Origin of the sequence: Methanoregula sp. (assembly GCF_003170075.1) — an archaeon.
GTDB lineage: Archaea > Halobacteriota > Methanomicrobia > Methanomicrobiales > Methanospirillaceae > Methanoregula.
In genome coordinates, this window is record NZ_PMZU01000026.1 from 30,904 (window position 1) to 52,366 (window position 21,463).

Consider the following 21,463-nt stretch of genomic DNA (forward strand, 5'->3'; position numbering starts at 1 on the left):
TCCTGTGAGCCCGCGAAATTTTTCCCGAAATTTTATCCGGATCTGCTCCAATCATCCTGAATTCTGTGGCTTTCCAGTGGAAACAAGGGGGTATAAATATAGACCTCGGATTTCACAATAGATTGCACGGGCATTGCACAAGTAGAAATGTACACTGTGAGGAAAGACCCCGGGGTAAATGAAAATAAAGCGGTGACCTAGGAATGTCTGGCACATAGTTGTCCGCACTATAGCCACAACCAGATCTTGCGGATACTCTTTTCCCACATAATGCCCCCCTCACAGGTTCAGATGATCGGCTATCGTGAGAGAAACGATCCCGTCAGGAGAGAAAACTATGTGCAGTCAGGCAGTACCGGATTGCTCCGGTACCGCAGCGGACTGCAATGAACAAAAAGATTTTTGGATTATGCGTTTTTCATCTTGGCTTTTGCGACGAACCCGTCTTTGCCAATGTAATACATGTAGCCCTTTTCCTTGGCAATCTTTTCAGTACCGACTTTCTTCTTCTTGCCGGTCTTGTTGTGCTTCATCGGGGCTGCCCAGACATACCCGTCCTTCCCAATGAAGTACAGGAATCCCTTTTCGCGCTGGATTTTTTCCTTTCCAATTTTCTGTCCCATTTAAACACCTCAAAACCCCGTTTGGGTTTTGATAATGAGAGTTGACGCCTGATAATATAAAAGGTTTCCGTCGAAAGCACGTCGAAATAACAAATTTGGCCATATTTTCACTGGTATTTTCGGTATTGTGCCACACAATTACCCCCGATTAAAAACGAGATATTATTGCCCAGTTTGCGCGAATCTGCCCGAATACGGGCGCATTAACCATTACACCATCGGAGGTTCTGCCTGGCGAAAAAACATGCCAGCGCACCGCCCTGCCTGCCCAAAATCACCGGCGGTACATGAGGCTGGATGTCAGTACTTAAAATCCCCAATACCGGGACCGCGGGCGGTGGGTTCACCCGTATAATCTTCCCGAAGATAATGGGGTGGCTCGGCAGGTCCTCCTGCGTCCGGATCTCTTCGGGATGGATGTTGTTCTTTTTGAACCACTGCCGGTAAAACGCCGGGTGTTTTGCTGCATATGATAAAGTGTAACAAACGCGCTCATCGATCAGGGCGTCGAGGTCGTCGCGTTCCAGGGTTCCGGCATCCGGTGTAAAATACTCCCCCGCGGCAATAAGAAAGAATTACAGGAAGACTGCTTACACGTTGCGACATCTACCGTGCAACGATCAGTGTTTTTTCGCCTCGACTTCGAGCCGCATCATCTTCACATGAACGGCGCCATCCGGGCCAAGGGGGCATACAGCAAGGAGCCGATCGGCAAGGGCATCGACAAATTCTCCCCGCCGGGCCTCCGGTACCCGTTCCAGGTACGGGAGCCAGGTAGTACGGAGCCAGCCGCAGAACCCGTCGCGGGCCGGATACACCATCTCTTTTGGGATCAGCTCGACCCGGACCGGAAGAAGGCCGGCCGTTTCGAGCCAGGGTTGATACTCTGATGGTGAGAAGAACCCGTAGCGAAAGGAAAAGCCACAAAAGTACTGGCCCCAGCCAGGATCCGCAAGCAGGGCATCAAGAGCGATAAAGACCTGTGCTGCGTTGCCTTTTCCGCCCATCTGGACAATCATCCGCCCGCCGCCACGGAGTGCCCGGGCGATCCCGGTAAGAACCGGGCCCTGATCGTACACCCAGTGGAGTGCGGCATTTGAAAAGACGATATCAAATTCCCCGGAAAACCCGAGATTTTGAGCGTCCCCTTCTGCAAACGACAGGTTGGGATACGCATCATGCGGGAACTGTTCACGTGCAAACCGGATCATCCCCGGAGAACGATCGATACCAATGACGGATCCTTCCGGCACGCACTCCGCGATTGCGGCAGTCACCGTACCATCGCCGCACCCGATATCAAGCACCCTCTCGTGGCCGGACAGGTTAATCTTTTGGATCAGCTCCCGCGCCCACTGTTTCTGTGCCGGGGAACTTTTGGCATAATCCGCGGCATCCCACCGGAATCCTGGTACTATATCACGCGCCGGCATCCGGCATCGCCACCATGATCTGATCTATTGGATACAGGAATGATTAATGAAGACGCTGCAATCAAAACAAGTTCCCGCACAGGAGTGCCCGCAAATTTATCGTCTGTCGCTTCCCATGATAACAGGACTTTACCCATGTACTTCCACCTCATCCTCACTGACGACTGCAACCTCTGCTGCCGGTACTGCCGGGCAAAGGCATTTGAGGAGGAGGAGGCGGAGGGCCCTGATGCGGTGCCGGTGGAGATCGATGAGGATCTCGCACCAGACCTGAACTACGATCCGGAACTGCTCTACCGTTTCCTTGCACGGGACCCCTCGCCCACCGTGACATTCTATGGTGGCGAACCGCTTATGCGGCCGGACCTTGTGGAGCGGATCGTCCGCGAGGCACCGGTGCAACGGTTCATGATCCAGACAAACGGCCTCCTGCTCGACCGGCTCGCCCCTGATATCGTCAACCGTTTCTCCACGATCCTTGTCTCGCTGGACGGGCGCGAAGCCCTCACCGATGAAAACCGGGGGGCCGGTGTTTTTTCCCGGGTGATGGCAAACGTGAAAAAGATCCGGGCAAATGGCTATCGCGGCGAACTGATTGCGCGGATGACCGTGACCGAGCGCACCGATATTGTTGATGCAGTCCGGTACCTCGCGGAGAACCCGGATTACTCGTTTACTTCCATCCACTGGCAGATGGATGCAAACTTCTCACGCGATCTCTCCCACCGCCAGTTTGCAGAATGGGTAGACAAAAGGTATAATCCCGGCATCCGTGCACTTGTGAAGGCATGGGTCGATGACATGGAACAGAACGGGAAGATCCGCCGCTGGTACCCCTTTGTCGATCCCATGGAAGATCTCCTGTACGGGAGGGCGAGTCTCCTGCGGTGTGGGGCAGGGCACGCGAACTACGCGATCATGACCGACGGTCACATCGCACCCTGCCCGGTTATGATCGGCATGAAGCAGTACTATCTTGGCCACATCGCGGATGCGGACCCGCAGTACCTGCCCCGGATCCCGGTCGGGGGCGAGTGTCCGGCGTGCCGCATCCGTACATTCTGCGGAGGCCGGTGCCTGTACTCAAGCATCATGCAGCCCTGGAACCAGACCGGCCGGCAGCTCGTGTGCGGTACCGTGGAAAACCTGCGCGACGCCCTCATGGACGAACTCCCCCGCGTCCGGGCCCTGATTGCTTCCGGGCGTATCCATCTTCCGGACTTTGCCCACGAGAAGTTCAACGGGTGCGAGATCATTCCCTGACCCCGTGGGAGAGATTGGCCGACGGGCCCGGTCTTATGCAGATGTATTTATACCCGATGGTAAGATGAATATATGCAGATCTAAAACTGCATGAGTAATACAATGGAAAGAAAAGGATTTGGTGGCCCGAGAAACTTCGGTCCCAGAGAAATGACAAAGACAGTCTGTTCAGACTGCGGAAAAGAGTGCGAAGTACCGTTCAAGCCAACTGAGTCAAGGCCCGTCTATTGCCGGGACTGCCTCCCGAAACACCGGAAACCCCGGTTCTGATTTAATCATTTTTTCCTTTTTTAATAAACTCTGCCACAGAGTGAATTCTTTGGCGAAAGGTTTTCCCTGAGAGGAAGTATTTTTTAAATTTGATCTACACTTGCTTTATGGCAATATCATGGAAAGCGGCAAAGGACTGTGCAGCACGCGAAGGTCTTCCCCATGTCTGTCATGACTGCGATGCTGATGTTTACGGGGCTTGCAGACCTGGAGATAAACAGGGGTCGTTTAAAAATGGTGTCTTTATAGAGCACCGGTGTATCTGTATGCCTGCACACCTGACACCTGAAGAACTCGAAGCAAAAGAAAAGACGTTCCTCCGGGAAAACCCGGAATGGTGATTGTTCCCACGTTTATCGTTTTTATTCCTTTTTTCGTATCTCTTCGCGGAACCGGTGGATGATATCAAAGAGCATCAGCCTGAATTCACTCCCAATTTCCTCCCATGATTTCGCATCAGAGGTCGTTTTTGATGACTGAACGGGAGGTTCTTCATGGAAAACAAGAGTGTTACTTCCCGTTTCATGTTCCAGCTTTGGTTGCCACCAGAGCTGCCGCATGATTTCGTAATAACCACTCGCGAGTACAATAAGAAAAACAAGCGGACCAAGAAGGAATGAGATCAACCAGAAGAAATGGTAGAGTGTCATGCCAGTAATCCCATCCACCCATTGAAAGATGATCAGCATCACTGCAATGCAAAACACGCTGCCAAATGCCCTGATGATTGGTGCTGGCAGGTTGAGGGGAAACGGGAACGCCCCGAACAGATCGGCAACCAGAAAAATGATGGCGATGAGAATGAACAGCCAGAAATTTTCATTTAAGAACACGACGCCAGACTGGTAGACCGGGCTTGACACATAAAATTTCAGGATGTTTGCAAGGACGACGGCTATTAAAAAACAGATGATCCCGATCATCCGCGAGACAAAAATCCACCCGAGCGAGGGCTGCTTGTTTGGCCACATAGATACTCACGTCAAGTGTACTTTCTAGTATTTGTCCGGCAGGGTATAAAGGCCTCATGCATGCAATGCATCGCCCGGGCAGAAATCCCTTTAACGTTCTTGCACGATGATCAGGCATGCGGATCAATTTCAAGCGGTACGCACTTTACCTGCTCCGGTGGCAGGCAAGCACCCCGATCCTGGCCGGGGTCGGTATCCTCCTTGCCGCAATGGGACAGATCGTGGCTGCCATTGTTGCAAACCTGATCGGTGGGCTGATCTTCTTCTGGGTCGACCAGTACATCTTCACCGCCCAGTCGCTTGCGGCACAGTGGGAGGTCAAAGAGAACATCAGCTGCGTGGACTGCGGTAAAGTTGCGAGGGGATACCGGCTTGTCCGGTCCGGGGACTACGACAAGAGCGAGGATGCAGCGCCCGAGTTCCGGTGCGAAGAGTGTTCGAAGAATAAGACGGAAGCACTCCGCAACAGGGGCATAAAAGTGGAGTGAACGGGGCACGGGGGCAATCCGGGTACACCCGGTTCACCGCATAGTCTGCACCGGTTTCGAACCTTCAGGTACCACGGTATCTTTTTTATCGCCTTCGCCTTTCCCGGAGCATCAGACTCTTTTGTCAATGCCAGGTACCGGGATATTGTTTTTATATATACACCGGTTTACACAAAATAACAGTAATGTATAAATATGTACAATAACAACCAAAACTAAGCATTGCAGCGGGAAGTCAACGGGATCCTCCCGGATCCTCGCGAAAGTTTCCCGTACCGATGCTGCTCGCCGGGGCAGGAACCTTCACACACCTCGTTCCTGCCCGGGACACATTTTACAAAATCCGGTAGCTGGTGATGCCGATGGGATGGAGACAGATATTATTCAAAACGCACTGAACCTGAATCTTGGACCCGATGAATTCCTTACTGCAGTAAGCGACCAGCCAAAACCGCTGGTGATCCCGCTCTGCACCGAACTTCCGCTCCCGCGCTGCTCCCCACTGGACGTGTTCTTGAACACCCGGAAGGGAAACGGGTTCCTCTTAGAATCCATGGAAGGAAGTGAGAAGATCGCACGGTACTCGTACGTCGGGATCGATCCCGCGTGCGTGATCACGCTCGGCCGTGACGTGACCGTGACGGGCAGCGATGCCTTTGTCGCCATCGCTTGCGAACCTGAAGGGGAGAACCCGGTCGACCGGATCCGTTCTATTCTTTCACGGTTCAACTACGTGAACCTCAGGGCCCCGCGGTTTTTCGGCGGAATGGTCGGGTACTTTGCCTATGATATTGTCCATTCGCTTTTTTGCCAGGTGGACAACAACAGGAACGGCACGGCCGTTGAGACACCCGATGCACGCTTCATGCTTACAAAAGACTGCATTGTCTTCGATCACCGGGACAGGAAGTTCTTCATCTTCTCAAGCCCGTTCCTGACCTACGAGTCGGACCCGGCTGCCGAGTACCGGCGCTGTGTCGCACATATCGCGGCATTGGAGAAGCAGATCACAGCAATCGCAGAAAAACCACCGGCATCACCTATCCCCCGGGGGATGCGACCCGGAAAGCCGCTGGAAATTTCGGACAACACCGGCAAGGAGGCGTTCTCGCACGCGGTCGAAGGGATAAAAGAGCATATCGTGGCCGGGGATATCTTCCAGGCCGTGCTCTCCCGGAGAATGGAATGTGCGGTGGGCGCCGACCCCTTCCCGATCTACGCTGCACTGCGGGCGATCAACCCGAGCCCGTACATGTACTTCCTCGATTTCGGGGACGAACAGGTAATCGGGGCAAGCCCCGAGATGCTTGTCCGGGTGGAGAAACGGCGCGTGACGACCATCCCGATCGCCGGCACCCGGCCCCGGGGCCAGGACAAGGGCGAGGACAAACGGCTCGCACAGGAACTCCTGCTCGACAAAAAAGAGCGGGCCGAGCACACGATGTTGGTCGATCTCGCACGAAACGATGTCGGGAGAGTCTGCAAGTTCGGGTCGGTCGATGTCACCGAGTTCATGGGTATCGAGAAGTTCTCCCACGTCCAGCACATGGTCTCGACTGTCACCGGGACGCTCATGGACCATCTCGACTGCTATGATGCACTCAAGTCCTGTTTCCCGGCCGGGACGGTCTCGGGTGCTCCGAAGATCCGGGCGATGCAGATCATCAGCGAGACCGAGTCGGACGCACGCGGGCTCTACGCGGGTGCTGTCGGGTATATCGGCTTTGACCGGAACCTTGAGTTTGCGATTGCGATCCGCACCGTGAGCGTGAAGAATGGCAGGGCGAGCATCCAGGTCGGGGCGGGTATCGTCGCGGACTCGGTGCCCGAAAACGAATGGACCGAGACGGAAAATAAGGCGGCAGCAATGATGCGTGCGATCGAACGGGCGGGGGTCTCGCCATGAGCGCTCCGAGCGTCCTTATCGTGGACTGTTACGACAGTTTCACCTTCAACCTGTACCAGCAGGTGGGAAAACTCGGGGCAAAACCCGTGGTCTTCACCTGCGACACTCCGCTCTCGCAGCTCGAAAAAACCGGCTGCGACCGGATTATCCTCTCGCCCGGTCCCGGCACACCGGAGGATTCCGGTGTCTGCCTTGAGGTTTTGGAGACCATGAGCAAAACAATCCCGACACTCGGCGTCTGTCTCGGCCACCAGGCCATCTGCACCGCGTTTGGCGGCCGGGTCGTACGCTCCGGCCATCTCATGCACGGCAAGACCTCGGAGATCATGAGCGACGGAAAAGGCATTTATGCTGGTCTGCCTTCGCCATTTACGGCCACCCGCTACCATTCGCTCGTGGCACAACGGGACACGCTGCCACCGGAACTGTCGGTTGTGGCCGAGAGCCTTGATGACGGTTTTGTGATGGGTGTCCGGCACGCAGAATATCCCATTGAAGGTGTGCAGTTCCACCCGGAGAGCATCCTCTCGCATGACGGTGACGCCCTCATGAAAAACTTCCTCTTCGATCCGCGGCGGGTGGGTGCATGACTATGAAAGAGGCCATCGCACATGTGGTGGAGGGGCGTAATCTCGCGCCAACGGAAGCAGTTGCGGTTATGAATACAATCATGGACGGTCAGGCGACACCGGCGCAGATCGGCGGTTTTCTGACCGCGCTGCGCATAAAAGGCGAGACCCCGGAGGAGATCGCGGCATTTGCCCGGGTGATGCGGGACCATGCGGTCAACATAAAACCAGAGGTCACAGGGACACTGGTCGATACCTGCGGTACCGGGGGCGATGGCGCACAGACCTTCAACATCAGTACCACCGCCGCGTTTGTTGCCGCAGGAGCCGGCGTCCCGGTTGTCAAGCACGGCAACCGGGGCGTGAGCAGCCGGTGCGGATCGGCCGATGTGCTCGCGGCACTTGGTGTCACTATCGCAGTAGATCCGGCGGTGCAGGCAAAAATCGTACAGGAAATCGGGATTGCATTTCTCTTTGCACCGAGCCATCACCCGGCGATGAAGTATGTGATGGCAACACGGCAGGACCTCGGGTGCCGGACGGTCTTCAACCTCCTTGGCCCGCTTGCAAACCCGGCAGGGGCGGAGGCACAGGTGCTCGGGGTCTACGCTGAAAATCTCACCGGGACAGTTGCCGAAGTGCTGCGCCTGCTCGGTGTTTCCCGTGCGATGGTAGTACATGGCAGCGGACTTGACGAGATCACGACCACCGGGGAGACGATCGTAACTGAACTTGCCGGAAACCGGATACGGAAATACACCATTTCGCCGGAGATGTTCGGGTTTGCCCGGGCTGCACCGGCCGATCTTTCCGGCGGAAGCCCGAAGAAGAACGCACGCATCCTCCGTGACATCCTTGCCGGGAAAAAAGGGGCCGGACGCGATATCGTTCTCATGAATGCGGGAGCCGCAATCTGCATGGGAGGCCGGGCCGGAACACTCGCAGAGGGGATCCGGCTCGCCGCTGCATCCATCGATTCCGGGAAAGCACAGGAAAAACTGGATGCACTCATCTGTGCGACGCAGGGTGCGGCATGATCCTTGATGAGATCATCCGGCGCACCCAAAAGAGGGTTGAGAGACTGCCCGCGACGTTCCCGGAGCAGATGGGCTGCACGCATGCAAGCCTCGCGGATGCGATCTGTTCGGCGCGGCAAAAGAACCCCGTGATCGCCGAGATCAAATGCGCATCCCCGTCAGGAGGCATCATACGGCGCAACGTGGACATGGCGATGATGGCCGGTGTTCTCGTCGATGGCGGCTGCGTCGGGCTCTCTGTGCTCACCGAGCCGTACTTCTTTGGCGGCTCGGGTGCGGATATTGCGCGGGTCAAGGCCGCCGTCAGCGTGCCGGTCCTGCGAAAGGATTTTGTCGTTGACATGCGCCAGATCGATGAAACCCGGGCGCTCGGGGCGGACGCGGTGCTCCTCATCGCGGCTGTCCTTGGCGACCGGCTCCCCGAGTTTGTCGATGCCGCCTACGGGGCCGGCCTCGAGCCGCTCGTGGAAGTCCATAACACGGGTGAAGTCGACTGCGCCCTTGCCACCCGGGCGCACCTGATCGGGATCAACAACCGCAACCTTGCAACGATGAGTGTCGACCGGTCAACCACCCGGATCCTCTCGGAAAAGGTACGGGCAGACCACCGGATCATCGTCTCGGAGAGCGGGATGCGATCCGCAGATGATGTAAGAGAGATGCGCCCGTATTGCGATGCGTTCCTGATCGGATCGTCCCTCATGGCCCATCAGGCGCCAGGGAAAAAACTGGAGGAATTCGTATGCGCGTGAAGATCTGCGGGATCACCCGTGTGGAGGATGCGCGGTTTGCTGAAAAAGCCGGGGCCGATGCAATTGGCGTTGTTGTCTATTCCGGGGGCGTATCGCGCCGGGTCGTACCTCTGGAACAGGCACGGGAAATCTTTGACGCGGTCGGGCCATTTACGGCGACTGTTGCAGTAAGCCATACCAAATCCGAAGAGGAACTTGCACAGATAATTGCCCTTCATCCCACAGCCATCCAGATATCGCACCCGTTCAAATTCGAAAAAGATCCGGGTGTGAAGGTAATCCGGGTGATCGGAAGGAGCGACCCGCTGCCGGAAGACTGTGATGCGGTTATTGTCGATGACAGCCATGGAAAGGGAAAGGCATATAATCCATCGTATGCCCTCGCTGCGGTGAAGCACTCAACCATCCCGGTCATCCTTGCCGGGGGACTGACCCCGGGGAATGTCGGGGACGCGATCCGTAGGATCCATCCCTATGCAGTCGACGTTGCAAGCGGCGTTGAAGAACGTCCCGGAATAAAAGATCACAAAAAAATAGCGGCATTTATCACCGCAGCACAGGAGGCATAACATGGGAAATAAAGGACGGTTCGGGAAGTACGGGGGACAGTACGTGCCCGAAACCCTGATGAACGCATTGATCGAACTCGAAGACGCTTACCAGCACACGGCACACGACCCGGCATTCGAACGGGAACTTGCCGCGTACCAGTCTGAATATGCAGGACGCCCGACACCGCTCACGTTCTGCGCGAATATGTCACGGGATCTCGGATTTAAGGTGTACCTGAAGCGCGAGGATCTCGTGCACGGCGGTTCGCACAAGCTCAACAATACGCTCGGGCAGGCACTCCTGGCAAAACGCATGGGCAAAAAACGGCTGATCGCCGAGACCGGTGCCGGCCAGCACGGGGTCGCGACCGCAATTGTCGGGGCGGCACTCGGCTTTAAGGTCGAGGTCTTCATGGGCGAAGTCGATATACAGCGCCAGGCGCTCAATGTGTTCCGCATGGAACTGATGGGTGCAACCGTGCATCCGGTACCATCCGGGACACGGACACTCAAGGACGCCACCAACGAAGCGCTCCGCGACTGGGTGGCAAACGTGCACGACACGCACTACCTGATCGGGTCGGTTGTCGGCCCGCACCCGTTCCCCACCATCGTGCGCGATTTCCAGTCCGTGATCGGGCGCGAGGCGCGGGAACAGATCTTAAGAAAAGAGGGGAAGACACCTGACGCCATCGTTGCCTGTGTCGGTGGCGGATCGAATGCGATCGGTATCTTCCACCCGTTCCTTGCCGATAACGTGGACCTGATCGGAGTCGAAGCGGGGGGAAACGGTGTTGAAACGGGCGAGCACTCCGCAACACTCTGTGCCGGGGACCCCGGCGTGCTGCACGGCACGCTCTCGTACCTGTTGCAGGATAAAGACGGGCAGGTGCTCCCCACGCACAGCGTTGCGGCAGGTCTCGATTACCCGGGCGTTGGCCCCGAACACGCGATGCTCAAGGATTCGCACCGGGTTTCCTACCATGCGGTACAGGACCCTGACGTGCTGGACGCGTTCCGCTATCTCTCAAAGAAGGAGGGGATCATCCCGGCGCTTGAATCCGCCCATGCGGTCGCCTACGTCCTCAAAAACGCCGACCGGTTCGACAGGGGAGATGTTGTGATTATCAATCTCTCCGGCCGGGGCGACAAGGATGTTGCCGAAATCGCGGCGGAACAGGAGGCGAAATAATGGGACGGATCGATGCCGTGTTCAGGAAAAAAGGCATAACCGCATTCATCGGCTTTGCAGTAGCCGGAGATCCGGACCAGAAAACGTCCGTCCGCATCGCACGGGCGCTCATTGACGGCGGGGCGGACATCCTCGAACTGGGAGTTCCGTTCTCGGACCCGGTCGCGGACGGACCGACTATCCAGCGTGCAGACGACCGGGCGCTTGCTGCCGGTACCACGCCCGATACGATCTTTGCAATTGTCCGGGAAGTCCGTGCCCATTCCACCGTGCCGATCGTCTTACTCTCGTATTATAATACGATCTACCGGAGGGGGATCGAACGGTTTTACCGCGAAGCACACGAAGCCGGCGTTGACGGTATCCTCGTGGCCGATATGCCGGTCGAGGAATCAAAGGAAGTGGTTGAGATCGCCGGAAAATACAAGATCGACCCGATCTTCCTTATCACGCAGACCACGTCCGATGAACGCATGGACGCAATCGTGCGCCAAGCACGCGGGTACCTCTACCTTGTCTCGGTACTCGGTGTCACGGGCGCACGAAAGACCGTATCGCCCGAGGCTCTCGCTCTCCTGAACCGGGTCCGCACGCACACGACGCTCCCGCTTGCCCTCGGGTTTGGGATCTCGACACCGGCCCACGTAACGACATGCACGAAAGCAGGCGCCGATGGCGTGATAGTTGGAAGTGCCATTGTGGATATCGTGGAAAAACATCTCGGTGACCTGAATGCGATGGAATCTGCGCTCAGGCAGTACGTCGCCCGCATGAAAATGGCGGCAGGGACCTGACCGGCGGCATGTTCGCGGATGGAACCGGGATAACTAATCCGATCTTTTTTTAACACGTGCCGGTAAACGTCTATCCGGTCAGGATTATGGCTAGAACCTATGTATTTCTTATTCTGGGCCTCTGCCTCGTCGCCGGCATCATCAGTGCCGGCTGTACCCAGCAGTCCACACAGGCATCGGCAACAACCACAACACCAACATCGCAGGTAACCGTATCTGGACAGGCCGGTCTGGCAAACCCGGCCTCGGTCAACTGCGGAAGTATCGGCGGCACCACTGAGATCAAAAAGAACGCTGACGGCAGCGAGTACGGTATGTGTACCTTTACCAACGGTACAACCTGCGAGGAGTGGGCGCTCTTCCGGGGTGAGGGATGCAAGGCCGGTGCTAAAGTAAACACGACACCAACCGGCGCCCCGTCCAACCAGACCGGCATCGCGAACCCGGCATCTGTCAACTGCGTGAACCTCGGCGGCACCCTTGAGATCAAGGACAGCGCAGCCGGCCAGTACGGCATGTGCACCTTTAAGAACGGTACAACCTGCGAGGAGTGGGCGCTTTTCCGCGGGGAAGGCTGCAAGGCCGCGAACGTGACCGCATAAGCAGGATCAAATTCTTTTTTTTTCTGCACTCTGTTGTACAAGATGCATCCTGCCTCTGCCACTATCCCTGTTTTTATTCTGGTGTGTCGTAAGATTCCAATAAAAATCCAACTTAGCAAATTTTATTTACTTTTGTAAAGTATACTTGAGGAGTGATGTAATGCATATCATGGAAGGATTCTTACCCTGGCAATGGTGCCTCGTGTGGTGGCTTATCGCTATCCCGTTCCTTGTTATGGGAGTTATCGAACTCAAATCTCTGTTGCGCAAAGACCGGGAATATCTCCCGCTGCTTGGCGTGTGCGGGGCGTTCATCTTCATACTGTCCGCACTCAAACTCCCTTCAGTAACCGGTAGTTGTTCCCACCCGACCGGTACCGGGCTTTCGGTCATGTGTTTCAAGCCCTATATCACCGCGGTAATTGGTTTTATTGTGCTGCTGTTCCAGGCGCTCCTGCTCGCTCACGGCGGGTTGTCCACGCTGGGAGCCAACATGGTTTCAATGGCAATCGGCGGCCCCCTTGTCGGCTATGCTGTGTACAAACTCCTGAAAAATACCTCGGTTAATATCTACGTCACCGTGTTCTGCGTAGCGGCAGTGGCGGATATTGTCACGTACATCATCACATCCTTCGAACTTGCCCTCGCGTACCCGGCTGAGGTCGGGGGAGTTATGGCTTCGTTTACCGCATTCTTTGCGATATTTGCGATTACCCAGGTCCCGCTCTCAATTATCGAAGGACTCGTTCTTGCGCTGGTCTTCAAGTATATCATCCAGCTCAAACCGGATCTCATTGAGAAACTGGGCGTATTCTCGAAAGAGCAGATTGAATCCGCGCTCGGGACAAAGACAAATGATCCCCCAGAAAAGGTGTAATTATGTTCGAGAACAGAAAACTTGAGATACTCACGTTGATTGGCCTTTTCACGTTTGTGGTACTCTTTATGATAGTCAGCGGCCAGTCGGGCCATGCATTTTCCGGGTCGGATGATGTCGGATCGGAAAAGATTGCAGAGCTGACCGGCAAACCGGTCGAATCCTTTACACCCCTTATTCCCCAGTATGTGCCGCCAAGCGGCGAGATTGAATCGACCCTCTTTGCGCTCCAGGCAACCTTTGGGGGAGTTGTGGTCGGACTGGTGATCGGGTACTGGTACGGACAGAAAAGACGTCCCCTCAATTCCTGATAACTCATGTTTGAAACGCTGCTGGACAATATCGCACAAAATAGTACATTCCGGCACATCCACCCGGGAACCAAAATCCTCCTTGGTCTTGGTTCCCTTCTTATCTGTCTTGTATCCCCTACACCGGTTGTTCCGCTGATTTCGGGGATTATACTCAGTCTGGTCCTTTTAATTCCTGCACGTATATCCCCGCTCGTGTACGGGGAGCTCCTTATTGCACCGGCCATATTTACAGCCTGTAGTATCATCGTCCTTTTATTCATGCTTGGCGGTGGCGATGTTATCTGGCGTTTTTCCCCGGTTTCGTGGATCAATCTCACGATCACGGACAACGCTGTCAGGCACGCCATCCTCATACTTTTCCGGGTATTCGGGTGTACGATCTCGCTCTTCTTTATTGCGCTGACCACCCCTATGACGGATCTCTTCAATATCATGAAACGGTGCAGGATTCCTGTCGAACTGATCGATCTGATGATGATCATGTACCGGTATATCTTTATCACCTACGAACAGGCCCGCGAGATCTGGCAGGCACAAATCATGCGTCTTGGGTACAGCAGGGTAAAAGAGTCAATCCGTTCATTCTCCATGCTCTGCGGGATGCTCTTCATCTCCAGCTGGATCGCCGGAGAGGGGCTTATTCACGCGATGGACTGCCGGTGCTATGATGGGATCATGCCTTCGCTGGATCCGGCGGAACCTGTGCAGATGCAGTCACTTTTCCCGGCCCTTCTCTACCTTGCCGGGCTGATCGCTGTTCTGCTGATGATAACAACAGGAGTTGTGGTAATACCATGAAAATCATACTTGAAGCACGGGATGTCAGGTACCGGTACCCGGGAAGCCCGGATGCAATCAAAGGGATCAGTTTCCATATCCGCCCCGGAGAGAAAATTGCGCTTGTCGGTCCGAATGGAGCCGGCAAGTCCACGCTCCTGCAGATGTTCAACGGCATGATCCGGCCGGACTCCGGGATCATGCTCATTGACAGCCAGCCGATCCGGTACGACAGATCATCACTACGCCAGCTCCGGAAACGTGTAGGGTACGTGCTACAGAATTCGGATCGCCAGATCATTGCCCCGACCGTATACCAGGATGTTGCGTTTGGCCCGGCAAACCTTGGGTATGATGACCAGGCCATCCGGAACGCGGTTGCGCTTGCACTCCGCCAGGTTGGCCTTGAGGGATTTGAACGGCGCCCGCCCCACCATCTCTCCGGTGGGGAGAAGAAACGGGTTGCAATCGCCGGCGTGCTGGCAATGGATCCGGATGTACTGGTATTCGACGAGCCGACCAGCGGTCTTGATCCTTCCGGTTCGGAAGATCTCATGGAACTGCTTGACGAACTGAACCATGACGGTAAGACCATAATAATCTCCACCCATGATGTCGAACTTGCGTACCCGTGGGCTGAACGGGCAATCCTCCTCTTAAACGGGAGGATCCTTGAGGAGGATGTGCCGGACGTGGCATTCGGGAATCTTGACCATGTCCGTATGGCGCACCTCTCTGTCCCTACTCTCCTCGAACTCTCGCAGGAACTCGGGCGGCGCGGGTTTGCGCAGCCGGAACGAAAACCACGCAGTGTCCTCGACATGATCAACATTATTGAGAGTCTGCTCCATCGTTCCGGCAATAACACCCGGATGGGCACCATCTCGGTCTGCAATGTTGACGAGCAGGAGACGGCACCGCTCTCCGCATGGGTTAAAATCCGCCCGGGCCTCTCTGTCGGGGCGATGGGTACACGTGCGAAGCAGTGCGCCGCACGGGAACAGCTTGCCCTTGAGTTCACCTACGGTGTTATCGATAAGTGTATTCTGCGTGCACTGCGGGGGCAGGATTCCCTGATCCTGACCACCGGCAGCATGGTTAGCCGGGTCGCTGTCCGGGTGGAGGCGTACTGCCGGGAGAGCGGCAACACCATCAGCGTGATCTCTCTGAACACTACGAACCACCCCTCAGTAAAGGGGCTTATAAACGAGGAAGTCCGACAGAATGATCCCTCCTGCCAAAAACCATGAACGTCATGAAGATAACGACCATGATCATGGCCATTTCCATGAACGTGATCAGGGGAAGGCCATGATGACTATCGTGTTCCGGTTAACCTGAAATTTCATAGTACCTTCCTTTTAAAAATCCGGCCATAGCGGCCTTTTGACAGCCGGTCTTCCTGTTTTTGACCTGCAGGATGATGCCATTTTTGCCACTGCAAGAACACCGCTAAAGTGCAAAATTTTTCCTGTTTTGACCAAGAATTTTCCCAAAATACCTACGTCTAACCGGGTTATTTATCGCGGTGGACACCACTCCCCTCCCGGCATGTTCACCAGTCCGGGACTCTTGCAATCAGAGCCTGGATTACGCCCGGATTTGCAGGGATCTGCCGGTATCCTGTAACCTCCCCCACAAAACAAGCCTTAATACCTCAACACAACAAAATTTTCAGAAGATGGTCAACACAATGCCTGCCGGCGGGCCGACACATGACGAAGTGATGGCGATCTCTCTGTTCAAGATGGAACTCAGGAACGGAGATACCATGCTCGATCTCGGGTGCGGGACCGGTAAGGTTTCGATCGCTGCTGCCAGGCTTGCGAAAAAAGTGTATGCAGTCGACCGGCGCCCGGAAGCGATCACCTATGCATCGGATGCGGCAAAACATGCCGGCGTAACAAATATCGAATTTTATTCCGGGGAAGCTGCCGGTTTTCTTGCGACCGCCCCGGTCGTTGACTGTGCATTTGTGGGGGGATCGCAGCAGATCGAAACGATCCTGCCGGTACTTTCCCGCAAAGTCCGTCGGGTCATTGTCGTCAATGCCGTCCTTGTGAGCACCCTTGCGACCGTGACTGCGACCATGCAGCGCCTCGGGATCTTCCGTGAGGCCGTGCACGTGCAGGTTTCCCGCTCGTACCCGCTCGGGCAGAGCATAATGTTCAAGCCGATCGATCCGGTGTATATAATCGTGGGATCAGGTGCTGCATGCTCGTAGGCCTTGGCCTCGGCCCGGGAAACCCGGAACTACTCACGCTCCGGGCAGTCCGGCTCTTAAAAGAGGCCGACACCATTTTTGTCCCGGGCCGGATCGCCGCGGATCTTGTCGCACCGTACGGCGATGCCGTGATGCTCGATTTTCCTATGACCGACAACGAGGAAAAGATCCGGTCGTGTCTCGAAGCGAATGCAGAAAAGATCGCACCGGTCGCACAAAACGGCCTTGCGGTGTTCGGGATCCTCGGTGACCCAAACTTTTTCTCCACGTTCTCGCGGCTCTGCGGGATCATCGCGGAGCGCTATCCGGGTATTGAATACCGGACCGAGCCCGGGATCAGTTCAATCACGGCGTTTGCATCTGCCGCACATGTCCCGCTCACCGGGGGTTTTGTCGTATCCGATGGCGCAGAACCTTCGGCCCTCATCCGGCTCAAGGCCCGGCACCCTCAGGAGATCATCGCCGGTCTCAAGGCAGAAGGATACCGGGAGTTTGTCCTTGTCGAGCGGATGTTTTTCCCCGACATGAAAGTGTACCGCGATGATGAGATTCCAAAAAAGAGCGATTACATGAGCGTGCTGTACGCGAGGCGCTGACATGGTACAAAAACCTGCAAAGAGTACGAGCACAAAAGTCTGGTTCGTAGGCGCCGGCCCCGGAGACCCGGAGCTGATCACGGTCAAAGGGCACAACCTTGTCAAAAATGCCGATGTCCTGATCTATGCCGGATCGCTCGTCAACCCGGCACTGGTTGCGGGATCCGGCGCTGCGGTCAAACTTGACAGCTGGGGCATGCATCTCGATGACATAGTCGACACGATGGTGCAGCATGCGCAGGCCAGTAAAAACGTCGTACGGCTCCACTCGGGCGACCCGTCGCTCTACGGTGCGATTGTCGAACAGATCGAAAAACTTGAAGAGCGGGGCGTCGCGGTTGAAATCGTGCCCGGTGTCTCGTCCCTTTTTGCTGCGGCAGCAGCGCTCAGGACCCAACTCACGCTCCGGGGCGTATCCGAATCGGTTATCGTCACCAGGCCGGCAGGAAAGACACTCAAAGAAGATCAGATCGGGAAATTCTCGCGCCTCAATTCGACAATGGTCGTCTTCCTTGGCACGGAAAAACTCGGGGAGATAACAAAGAAACTTGCCTGCCCCAAGGACACGCCTGCCGCCGTCGTCTACCATGCCTCGTGGCCCGACCAGAAGATCGTCCGTGGCACCGTTGCCGATATCACAGCAAAGGCAAAGGATGCCGGGATCGAACATACGGCGCTCCTTTTAATCGGCGGCGTTGTGGGACAAAAAAAGAAGGGCCACGTACCATCATACCTGTATTCATGACCGACACCGTGGTGATCGCACTGCCCCGGTTTCTCCGGGACGCCAGACGGATTGCAGAATTCCTGGATGCGGATGTGCTGGAATACCGGACCGGGATTTTTGCCGAGGTTTTTCCCAAGGCCCGCCGGATTGTTGCGCTGATGTCCATGGGGATCGTGGTACGCGGCATCGCCCCGCTCATCAGGGACAAGTGGACCGACCCTGCCGTCGTTGTCGTGACCCCGGATTTTTCGTATGCGGTCCCGCTGCTCGGAGGACACCATGGGGCAAACGAGCTCGCAAAGGAACTTGCGGGCCTCGGGCTTGTCCCGGTGATCTCTACGGCAACAGAAGCCACCGGCCTCGATTCGGTGGAAGCAATTGCCGGCCGGGCTGGCTGCGATATTGTCAACCGCGACTCGACCCGTGCGGTCAATGCCGGGATCCTGGACGGCACGACAAAACTCTATTCCGTGCCCGGCCCGGCGATCGTAATCGCCGGCTCGGATGTTTCTCTGCTGGTGCACAAAGGGGATTATGTGGTCGGCATCGGCTGCCGCAAAGGAGTTACGGCAGGAGAAGTTACCGAAGCTGTCCGTGCAGCTCTCGCTGAAGCCGGCATTGCACAAAAAGACGTGCAGCTCTTTGCGACCACGGCAAAAAAATGCGGTGAGACCGGTCTCATTAAAGGGATTGCCTCAATCCCTGCCAACTTAATATTCCTTGATGATGACACTATTAACGCACAGACCACTACCACACCCTCGAAGGCAAAAAAGATCGGCCTCGTCGGGGTCGCCGAACCGTGTGCGCTTGCGGTCGGGAAACACCGGGAACTCGTCATGAAAAAGAAGGTTTTTGGGAAGGTGACCATTGCCATCGCCCGATGAGAGACAGACAAACGGTCTCTGGATCGTCGGGGTCGGGCCGGGACGGATGGATTACATGACCGGCCGTGCAATTGACGCGATCTCCCGTGCCGACTACGTGATCGGAAACGACAGTTACCTTGAACCGCTCCGGCCGTTGCTTGCCGGGAAGCAGGTGATCCGGAGCTCGATGGGGAAAGAGGTCGAGCGGGCCAGAAAGGCGATCGAGCTTGCCCGGTCCCACGTGGTCGCGATCATCTCCGGCGGGGATGCAGGAGTCTACGGGATGGCCGGCATCGTCCTTGAGGTGCTCGAACATTCCGGTGCGACAATCCCGGTGGAGATTGTCCCGGGCGTTACTGCGGCAAATGCCGGCGCATCGCTTGTCGGTTCGCCCCTCTCCGGGGATTTTGCCGTCATCAGCCTCTCGGACCTTCTCACGCCGCTTGAGGTGATCGAGAAACGCCTCGATGCTGTCTTCTCGGTCGGGATCCCGGTCGTGATCTACAATCCCCGGAGCCACGGCCGGCCGCACAATTTTGCGCTCGCGGTCGGGCACGCCCGGAAATACTACCCGGCCACCGTTCCGGTTGCGGTGATAAAAAATGCCCTGCGCGAAGGACAGGCTGACCCGGTGATAACGACACTGGGGGAGATCGAGAGCGTCATCGGAGAGATCGATATGCACACGACCGTTATTATCGGCGGGGACGAGAGCAGGATATGGAGGATGGGAAACGATGTCAAAGGAATCATCACGCCACGCGGATACCACCACAAGTACGTATATTGACCCGGGCGCAACCACAGAGGAAGCCTACAAGATCTCAAAGACCTCGCGTACGCTCGCACGGAAGATTGTCGGGAACGAGACCCCCGAGGACCGGGTGCGCCAGCGCTGCTCAGTCGCGGTCGGCGATTTTGCGATGGCGGACCTGTTGAGGTTCAATGCCGATCCCGTGCCTGCCACAATAGCGGCGCTCAAAGCCGGCGCCCACATCATCACCGATATCCGGATGGTACAGGCAGGCATCCAGAAGAAAGGGCACGCGTCGAAAATTCTCTGTGCGCTTGACTTCGGCGGGGAGATCGCGCGGGAGAAGGGGATCACGAGGAGCTCAGCCGGGTTTATCGCGCTCCGCGACCGGCTGGCCGGCTCCATCATCGTCATCGGCAACGCTCCTTCTGCCCTGCTCACGGTCTGCGGGATAATCCACGAGGGGATCCGCCCGGCAGTCGTGATCGGCGCACCGGTGGGTTTTGTCAACGCGGCTGAGTCAAAATCTGTCCTGCGTGCCCTTAATATCCCCTCGATCTCGACCGAAGGGACACGGGGCGGGACGCCGGTCGCTGTCGCTGCGATAAATGAGTGCATCACGATTCTTATCGAGGAATCCACGTCATGAGGGACCCGGTCACCGGTTTTCTGTACCCGGAGAACTGGCAGGAGAAGGTTTTCGATCCGGCCGGACTTGACCTTGTCGTGCAGGGTTTTGCCGTCCTGACCGCATCGGGAACCATCCTCCGGCGCGGGTACACGACCGGGACCACAGCCGCTGCCGCATGCAAGGCAGCGATCCTTTCGCTGGAACAGGACGTGTCGCAGGTTACGGTCCGCCTCCCCTGCGGCCTTGTTGCCGATGTCCCGGCCGAGGCTCATGCCGGGCACGCGTCGTGCAGGAAATATGCCGGTGATTACCCCTCTGATGTGACGGCGGGTATCGAGTTTGTCGCTGAGGCTGTTGCCGCACCAGACGGGCTTTCACTTATACCAGGGCCAGGTATCGGGCGGTTCGCCCGGGACACGCCCCGGTACAAAAAAGGAGCGCCGGCGATCAGCGACGCCCCGCTTGCCTGCATTCTTGCATCCATGCAGGAGGCCATAGATGACACCGGCATTTCCGGCGCTACGGTCACGCTCTCTATCCCCGAAGGTGCACGCATTGCAAATAAGACACTCAACCCCCGGGTCGGCATTGAGGGGGGATTATCCGTGCTAGGGTCGACCGGGCTTGTCGAGCCCTGGGATGATCACCTTGAGGAGTCAGTCCAGGCCCGGGTAAAAGATGCAAAGAATGTCGTCCTCACGACCGGCCGGGTCGGGCTCCGGTATTCCCGCCTGCTCTTTCCCGATCACGAGGTCGTGCTTGCCGGGGGCCGGCTCGGGGAAGCACTGTCTGCTACGAATGGCGACGTGATCCTCTGCGGCCTTCCAGCGCTGATCCTAAAATATATCGAACCGCATATCCTTGATGGTACAGGATACGCGACCGTGGAAGAACTGTCCGCATCACCGGCATTTTTGCCAATCGCGGCGCCGATCTTAACGGCGTACAAAAAAGAACATCCTTCGGTAAAGGTGATCCTCGTGAACCGGGAAGGTACAATAATCGGAGAGAGCCCATGAAGATTGTCGGTGCCGGGTGCGGGACCGGCACGATCGATTTTACCGCACTCCTCCCGCTCCTGCCGGCATCCGCGTCCCGGATCATTGAGTGCTCGGACCCTGTGGCATACGAGAAGAGCGTGGCTTTCCTGTCATCGGTTGAAGAACGGGCGTGCCAGACGAAGGTGCCCGTGCGTAGGCAGACGCACGACAAATTATACCCATAAAGAGGTAAACGAGATGAT

General features: G+C 56.5%; 27 protein-coding genes. 24 read left to right on the forward strand and 3 right to left on the reverse strand.

The window, feature by feature from the left end; genetic code table 11:
- Positions 1-407: 407 nt before the first annotated feature.
- On the reverse strand, positions 408-623 hold the full coding sequence (locus QZN75_RS02700) for a hypothetical protein (protein WP_292424398.1): 216 nt from the start codon (positions 621-623) through the stop codon (positions 408-410).
- A 620-nt stretch (positions 624-1,243) separates the two neighbouring features.
- Positions 1,244-2,056 carry a methyltransferase domain-containing protein gene (locus QZN75_RS02705; protein ID WP_292424399.1) on the reverse strand — a complete coding sequence of 271 codons (813 nt, stop codon included), beginning with the start codon at positions 2,054-2,056 and terminating at the stop codon, positions 1,244-1,246.
- A gap of 135 nt (positions 2,057-2,191) precedes the next feature.
- Here QZN75_RS02705 and QZN75_RS02710 point away from each other — a divergent pair, with 135 nt between their 5' ends.
- The 3 genes from QZN75_RS02710 to QZN75_RS02720 all read left to right on the forward strand — a co-directional run bounded on the left by QZN75_RS02710 (position 2,192) and on the right by QZN75_RS02720 (position 3,930).
- The gene (locus tag QZN75_RS02710; RefSeq protein WP_292424402.1) at positions 2,192-3,319 is read left to right on the forward strand and encodes a TIGR04084 family radical SAM/SPASM domain-containing protein; all 1,128 of its coding nucleotides are present in this window, start codon (positions 2,192-2,194) and stop codon (positions 3,317-3,319) included.
- 102 nt (positions 3,320-3,421) lie between these two features.
- On the forward strand, positions 3,422-3,589 hold the full coding sequence (locus QZN75_RS02715; RefSeq protein ID WP_292424405.1) for a CxxC-x17-CxxC domain-containing protein: 168 nt from the start codon (positions 3,422-3,424) through the stop codon (positions 3,587-3,589).
- Between the two features lie 107 nt (positions 3,590-3,696).
- Entirely contained in the window at positions 3,697-3,930 is a 234-nt protein-coding gene (locus QZN75_RS02720) for a hypothetical protein (protein WP_292424408.1), read from the forward strand.
- A gap of 21 nt (positions 3,931-3,951) precedes the next feature.
- Here the strand turns inward: QZN75_RS02720 and QZN75_RS02725 are convergent, their stop codons facing one another.
- A complete protein-coding gene (locus QZN75_RS02725; RefSeq protein ID WP_292424410.1) occupies positions 3,952-4,560 on the reverse strand; it encodes a hypothetical protein in 609 nt (202 codons plus the stop codon).
- 116 nt (positions 4,561-4,676) lie between these two features.
- On the opposite strand from QZN75_RS02725, the gene QZN75_RS02730 reads away from it, so the two are divergent.
- From QZN75_RS02730 to QZN75_RS02830, 21 genes are all read left to right on the forward strand, one after another.
- Complete coding sequence (locus tag QZN75_RS02730) at positions 4,677-5,048, forward strand: hypothetical protein (protein ID WP_292424412.1); 372 nt, start codon at positions 4,677-4,679, stop codon at positions 5,046-5,048.
- A gap of 367 nt (positions 5,049-5,415) precedes the next feature.
- A complete protein-coding gene (trpE, locus tag QZN75_RS02735; protein ID WP_292424414.1) occupies positions 5,416-6,954 on the forward strand; it encodes an anthranilate synthase component I in 1,539 nt (512 codons plus the stop codon).
- Positions 6,951-7,544, forward strand: a complete 594-nt coding sequence (locus QZN75_RS02740; protein ID WP_292424416.1) for an aminodeoxychorismate/anthranilate synthase component II — start codon at positions 6,951-6,953, stop codon at positions 7,542-7,544. Before trpE ends, QZN75_RS02740 begins: the two co-directional genes overlap by 4 nt.
- A complete protein-coding gene (trpD, locus tag QZN75_RS02745) occupies positions 7,541-8,560 on the forward strand; it encodes an anthranilate phosphoribosyltransferase (RefSeq protein ID WP_292424419.1) in 1,020 nt (339 codons plus the stop codon). Before QZN75_RS02740 ends, trpD begins: the two co-directional genes overlap by 4 nt.
- On the forward strand, positions 8,557-9,312 hold the full coding sequence (locus tag QZN75_RS02750; RefSeq protein WP_292424422.1) for an indole-3-glycerol-phosphate synthase: 756 nt from the start codon (positions 8,557-8,559) through the stop codon (positions 9,310-9,312). Before trpD ends, QZN75_RS02750 begins: the two co-directional genes overlap by 4 nt.
- Positions 9,303-9,881 carry a phosphoribosylanthranilate isomerase gene (locus QZN75_RS02755; RefSeq protein ID WP_292424424.1) on the forward strand — a complete coding sequence of 193 codons (579 nt, stop codon included), beginning with the start codon at positions 9,303-9,305 and terminating at the stop codon, positions 9,879-9,881. Before QZN75_RS02750 ends, QZN75_RS02755 begins: the two co-directional genes overlap by 10 nt.
- Before the next feature lies 1 nt (position 9,882).
- Positions 9,883-11,055 (forward strand): tryptophan synthase subunit beta, encoded by a 1,173-nt coding sequence (gene trpB, locus QZN75_RS02760; protein ID WP_292424426.1) that lies wholly within the window; start codon positions 9,883-9,885, stop codon positions 11,053-11,055.
- On the forward strand, positions 11,055-11,849 hold the full coding sequence (gene trpA, locus QZN75_RS02765; protein ID WP_292424429.1) for a tryptophan synthase subunit alpha: 795 nt from the start codon (positions 11,055-11,057) through the stop codon (positions 11,847-11,849). Before trpB ends, trpA begins: the two co-directional genes overlap by 1 nt.
- A gap of 86 nt (positions 11,850-11,935) precedes the next feature.
- Complete coding sequence (locus QZN75_RS02770) at positions 11,936-12,451, forward strand: DUF333 domain-containing protein (RefSeq protein WP_292424432.1); 516 nt, start codon at positions 11,936-11,938, stop codon at positions 12,449-12,451.
- 160 nt (positions 12,452-12,611) lie between these two features.
- The gene (locus tag QZN75_RS02775) at positions 12,612-13,328 is read left to right on the forward strand and encodes an energy-coupling factor ABC transporter permease (protein ID WP_292424435.1); all 717 of its coding nucleotides are present in this window, start codon (positions 12,612-12,614) and stop codon (positions 13,326-13,328) included.
- 2 nt (positions 13,329-13,330) lie between these two features.
- Positions 13,331-13,639: an energy-coupling factor ABC transporter substrate-binding protein gene (locus QZN75_RS02780; RefSeq protein WP_292424438.1), complete on the forward strand. Its 309-nt coding sequence runs from the start codon at positions 13,331-13,333 to the stop codon at positions 13,637-13,639.
- Between the two features lie 6 nt (positions 13,640-13,645).
- The gene (gene cbiQ, locus QZN75_RS02785; protein ID WP_292424439.1) at positions 13,646-14,440 is read left to right on the forward strand and encodes a cobalt ECF transporter T component CbiQ; all 795 of its coding nucleotides are present in this window, start codon (positions 13,646-13,648) and stop codon (positions 14,438-14,440) included.
- Positions 14,437-15,669, forward strand: a complete 1,233-nt coding sequence (locus QZN75_RS02790; RefSeq protein ID WP_292424442.1) for an energy-coupling factor ABC transporter ATP-binding protein — start codon at positions 14,437-14,439, stop codon at positions 15,667-15,669. Before cbiQ ends, QZN75_RS02790 begins: the two co-directional genes overlap by 4 nt.
- 431 nt (positions 15,670-16,100) lie before the next feature.
- Positions 16,101-16,643, forward strand: a complete 543-nt coding sequence (locus tag QZN75_RS02795) for a methyltransferase domain-containing protein (RefSeq protein WP_292424444.1) — start codon at positions 16,101-16,103, stop codon at positions 16,641-16,643.
- Positions 16,634-17,239 carry a cobalt-factor II C(20)-methyltransferase gene (locus QZN75_RS02800; RefSeq protein ID WP_292424446.1) on the forward strand — a complete coding sequence of 202 codons (606 nt, stop codon included), beginning with the start codon at positions 16,634-16,636 and terminating at the stop codon, positions 17,237-17,239. Before QZN75_RS02795 ends, QZN75_RS02800 begins: the two co-directional genes overlap by 10 nt.
- A 1-nt stretch (position 17,240) precedes the next feature.
- A complete protein-coding gene (locus QZN75_RS02805; RefSeq protein WP_292424447.1) occupies positions 17,241-17,984 on the forward strand; it encodes a cobalt-precorrin-4/precorrin-4 C(11)-methyltransferase in 744 nt (247 codons plus the stop codon).
- A complete protein-coding gene (gene cbiG / locus QZN75_RS02810; RefSeq protein ID WP_292424448.1) occupies positions 17,981-18,853 on the forward strand; it encodes a cobalt-precorrin 5A hydrolase in 873 nt (290 codons plus the stop codon). Before QZN75_RS02805 ends, cbiG begins: the two co-directional genes overlap by 4 nt.
- Positions 18,837-19,625 (forward strand): precorrin-3B C(17)-methyltransferase, encoded by a 789-nt coding sequence (cobJ, locus tag QZN75_RS02815; protein WP_292424449.1) that lies wholly within the window; start codon positions 18,837-18,839, stop codon positions 19,623-19,625. The genes cbiG and cobJ overlap by 17 nt, the downstream gene beginning before the upstream one ends.
- Positions 19,573-20,238 carry a precorrin-8X methylmutase gene (locus QZN75_RS02820; RefSeq protein ID WP_292424450.1) on the forward strand — a complete coding sequence of 222 codons (666 nt, stop codon included), beginning with the start codon at positions 19,573-19,575 and terminating at the stop codon, positions 20,236-20,238. Before cobJ ends, QZN75_RS02820 begins: the two co-directional genes overlap by 53 nt.
- Positions 20,235-21,239 carry a cobalt-precorrin-5B (C(1))-methyltransferase gene (locus QZN75_RS02825; protein ID WP_292424451.1) on the forward strand — a complete coding sequence of 335 codons (1,005 nt, stop codon included), beginning with the start codon at positions 20,235-20,237 and terminating at the stop codon, positions 21,237-21,239. Before QZN75_RS02820 ends, QZN75_RS02825 begins: the two co-directional genes overlap by 4 nt.
- Positions 21,236-21,445 carry a hypothetical protein gene (locus QZN75_RS02830; protein ID WP_292424452.1) on the forward strand — a complete coding sequence of 70 codons (210 nt, stop codon included), beginning with the start codon at positions 21,236-21,238 and terminating at the stop codon, positions 21,443-21,445. Before QZN75_RS02825 ends, QZN75_RS02830 begins: the two co-directional genes overlap by 4 nt.
- Positions 21,446-21,463: the final 18 nt, after the last annotated feature.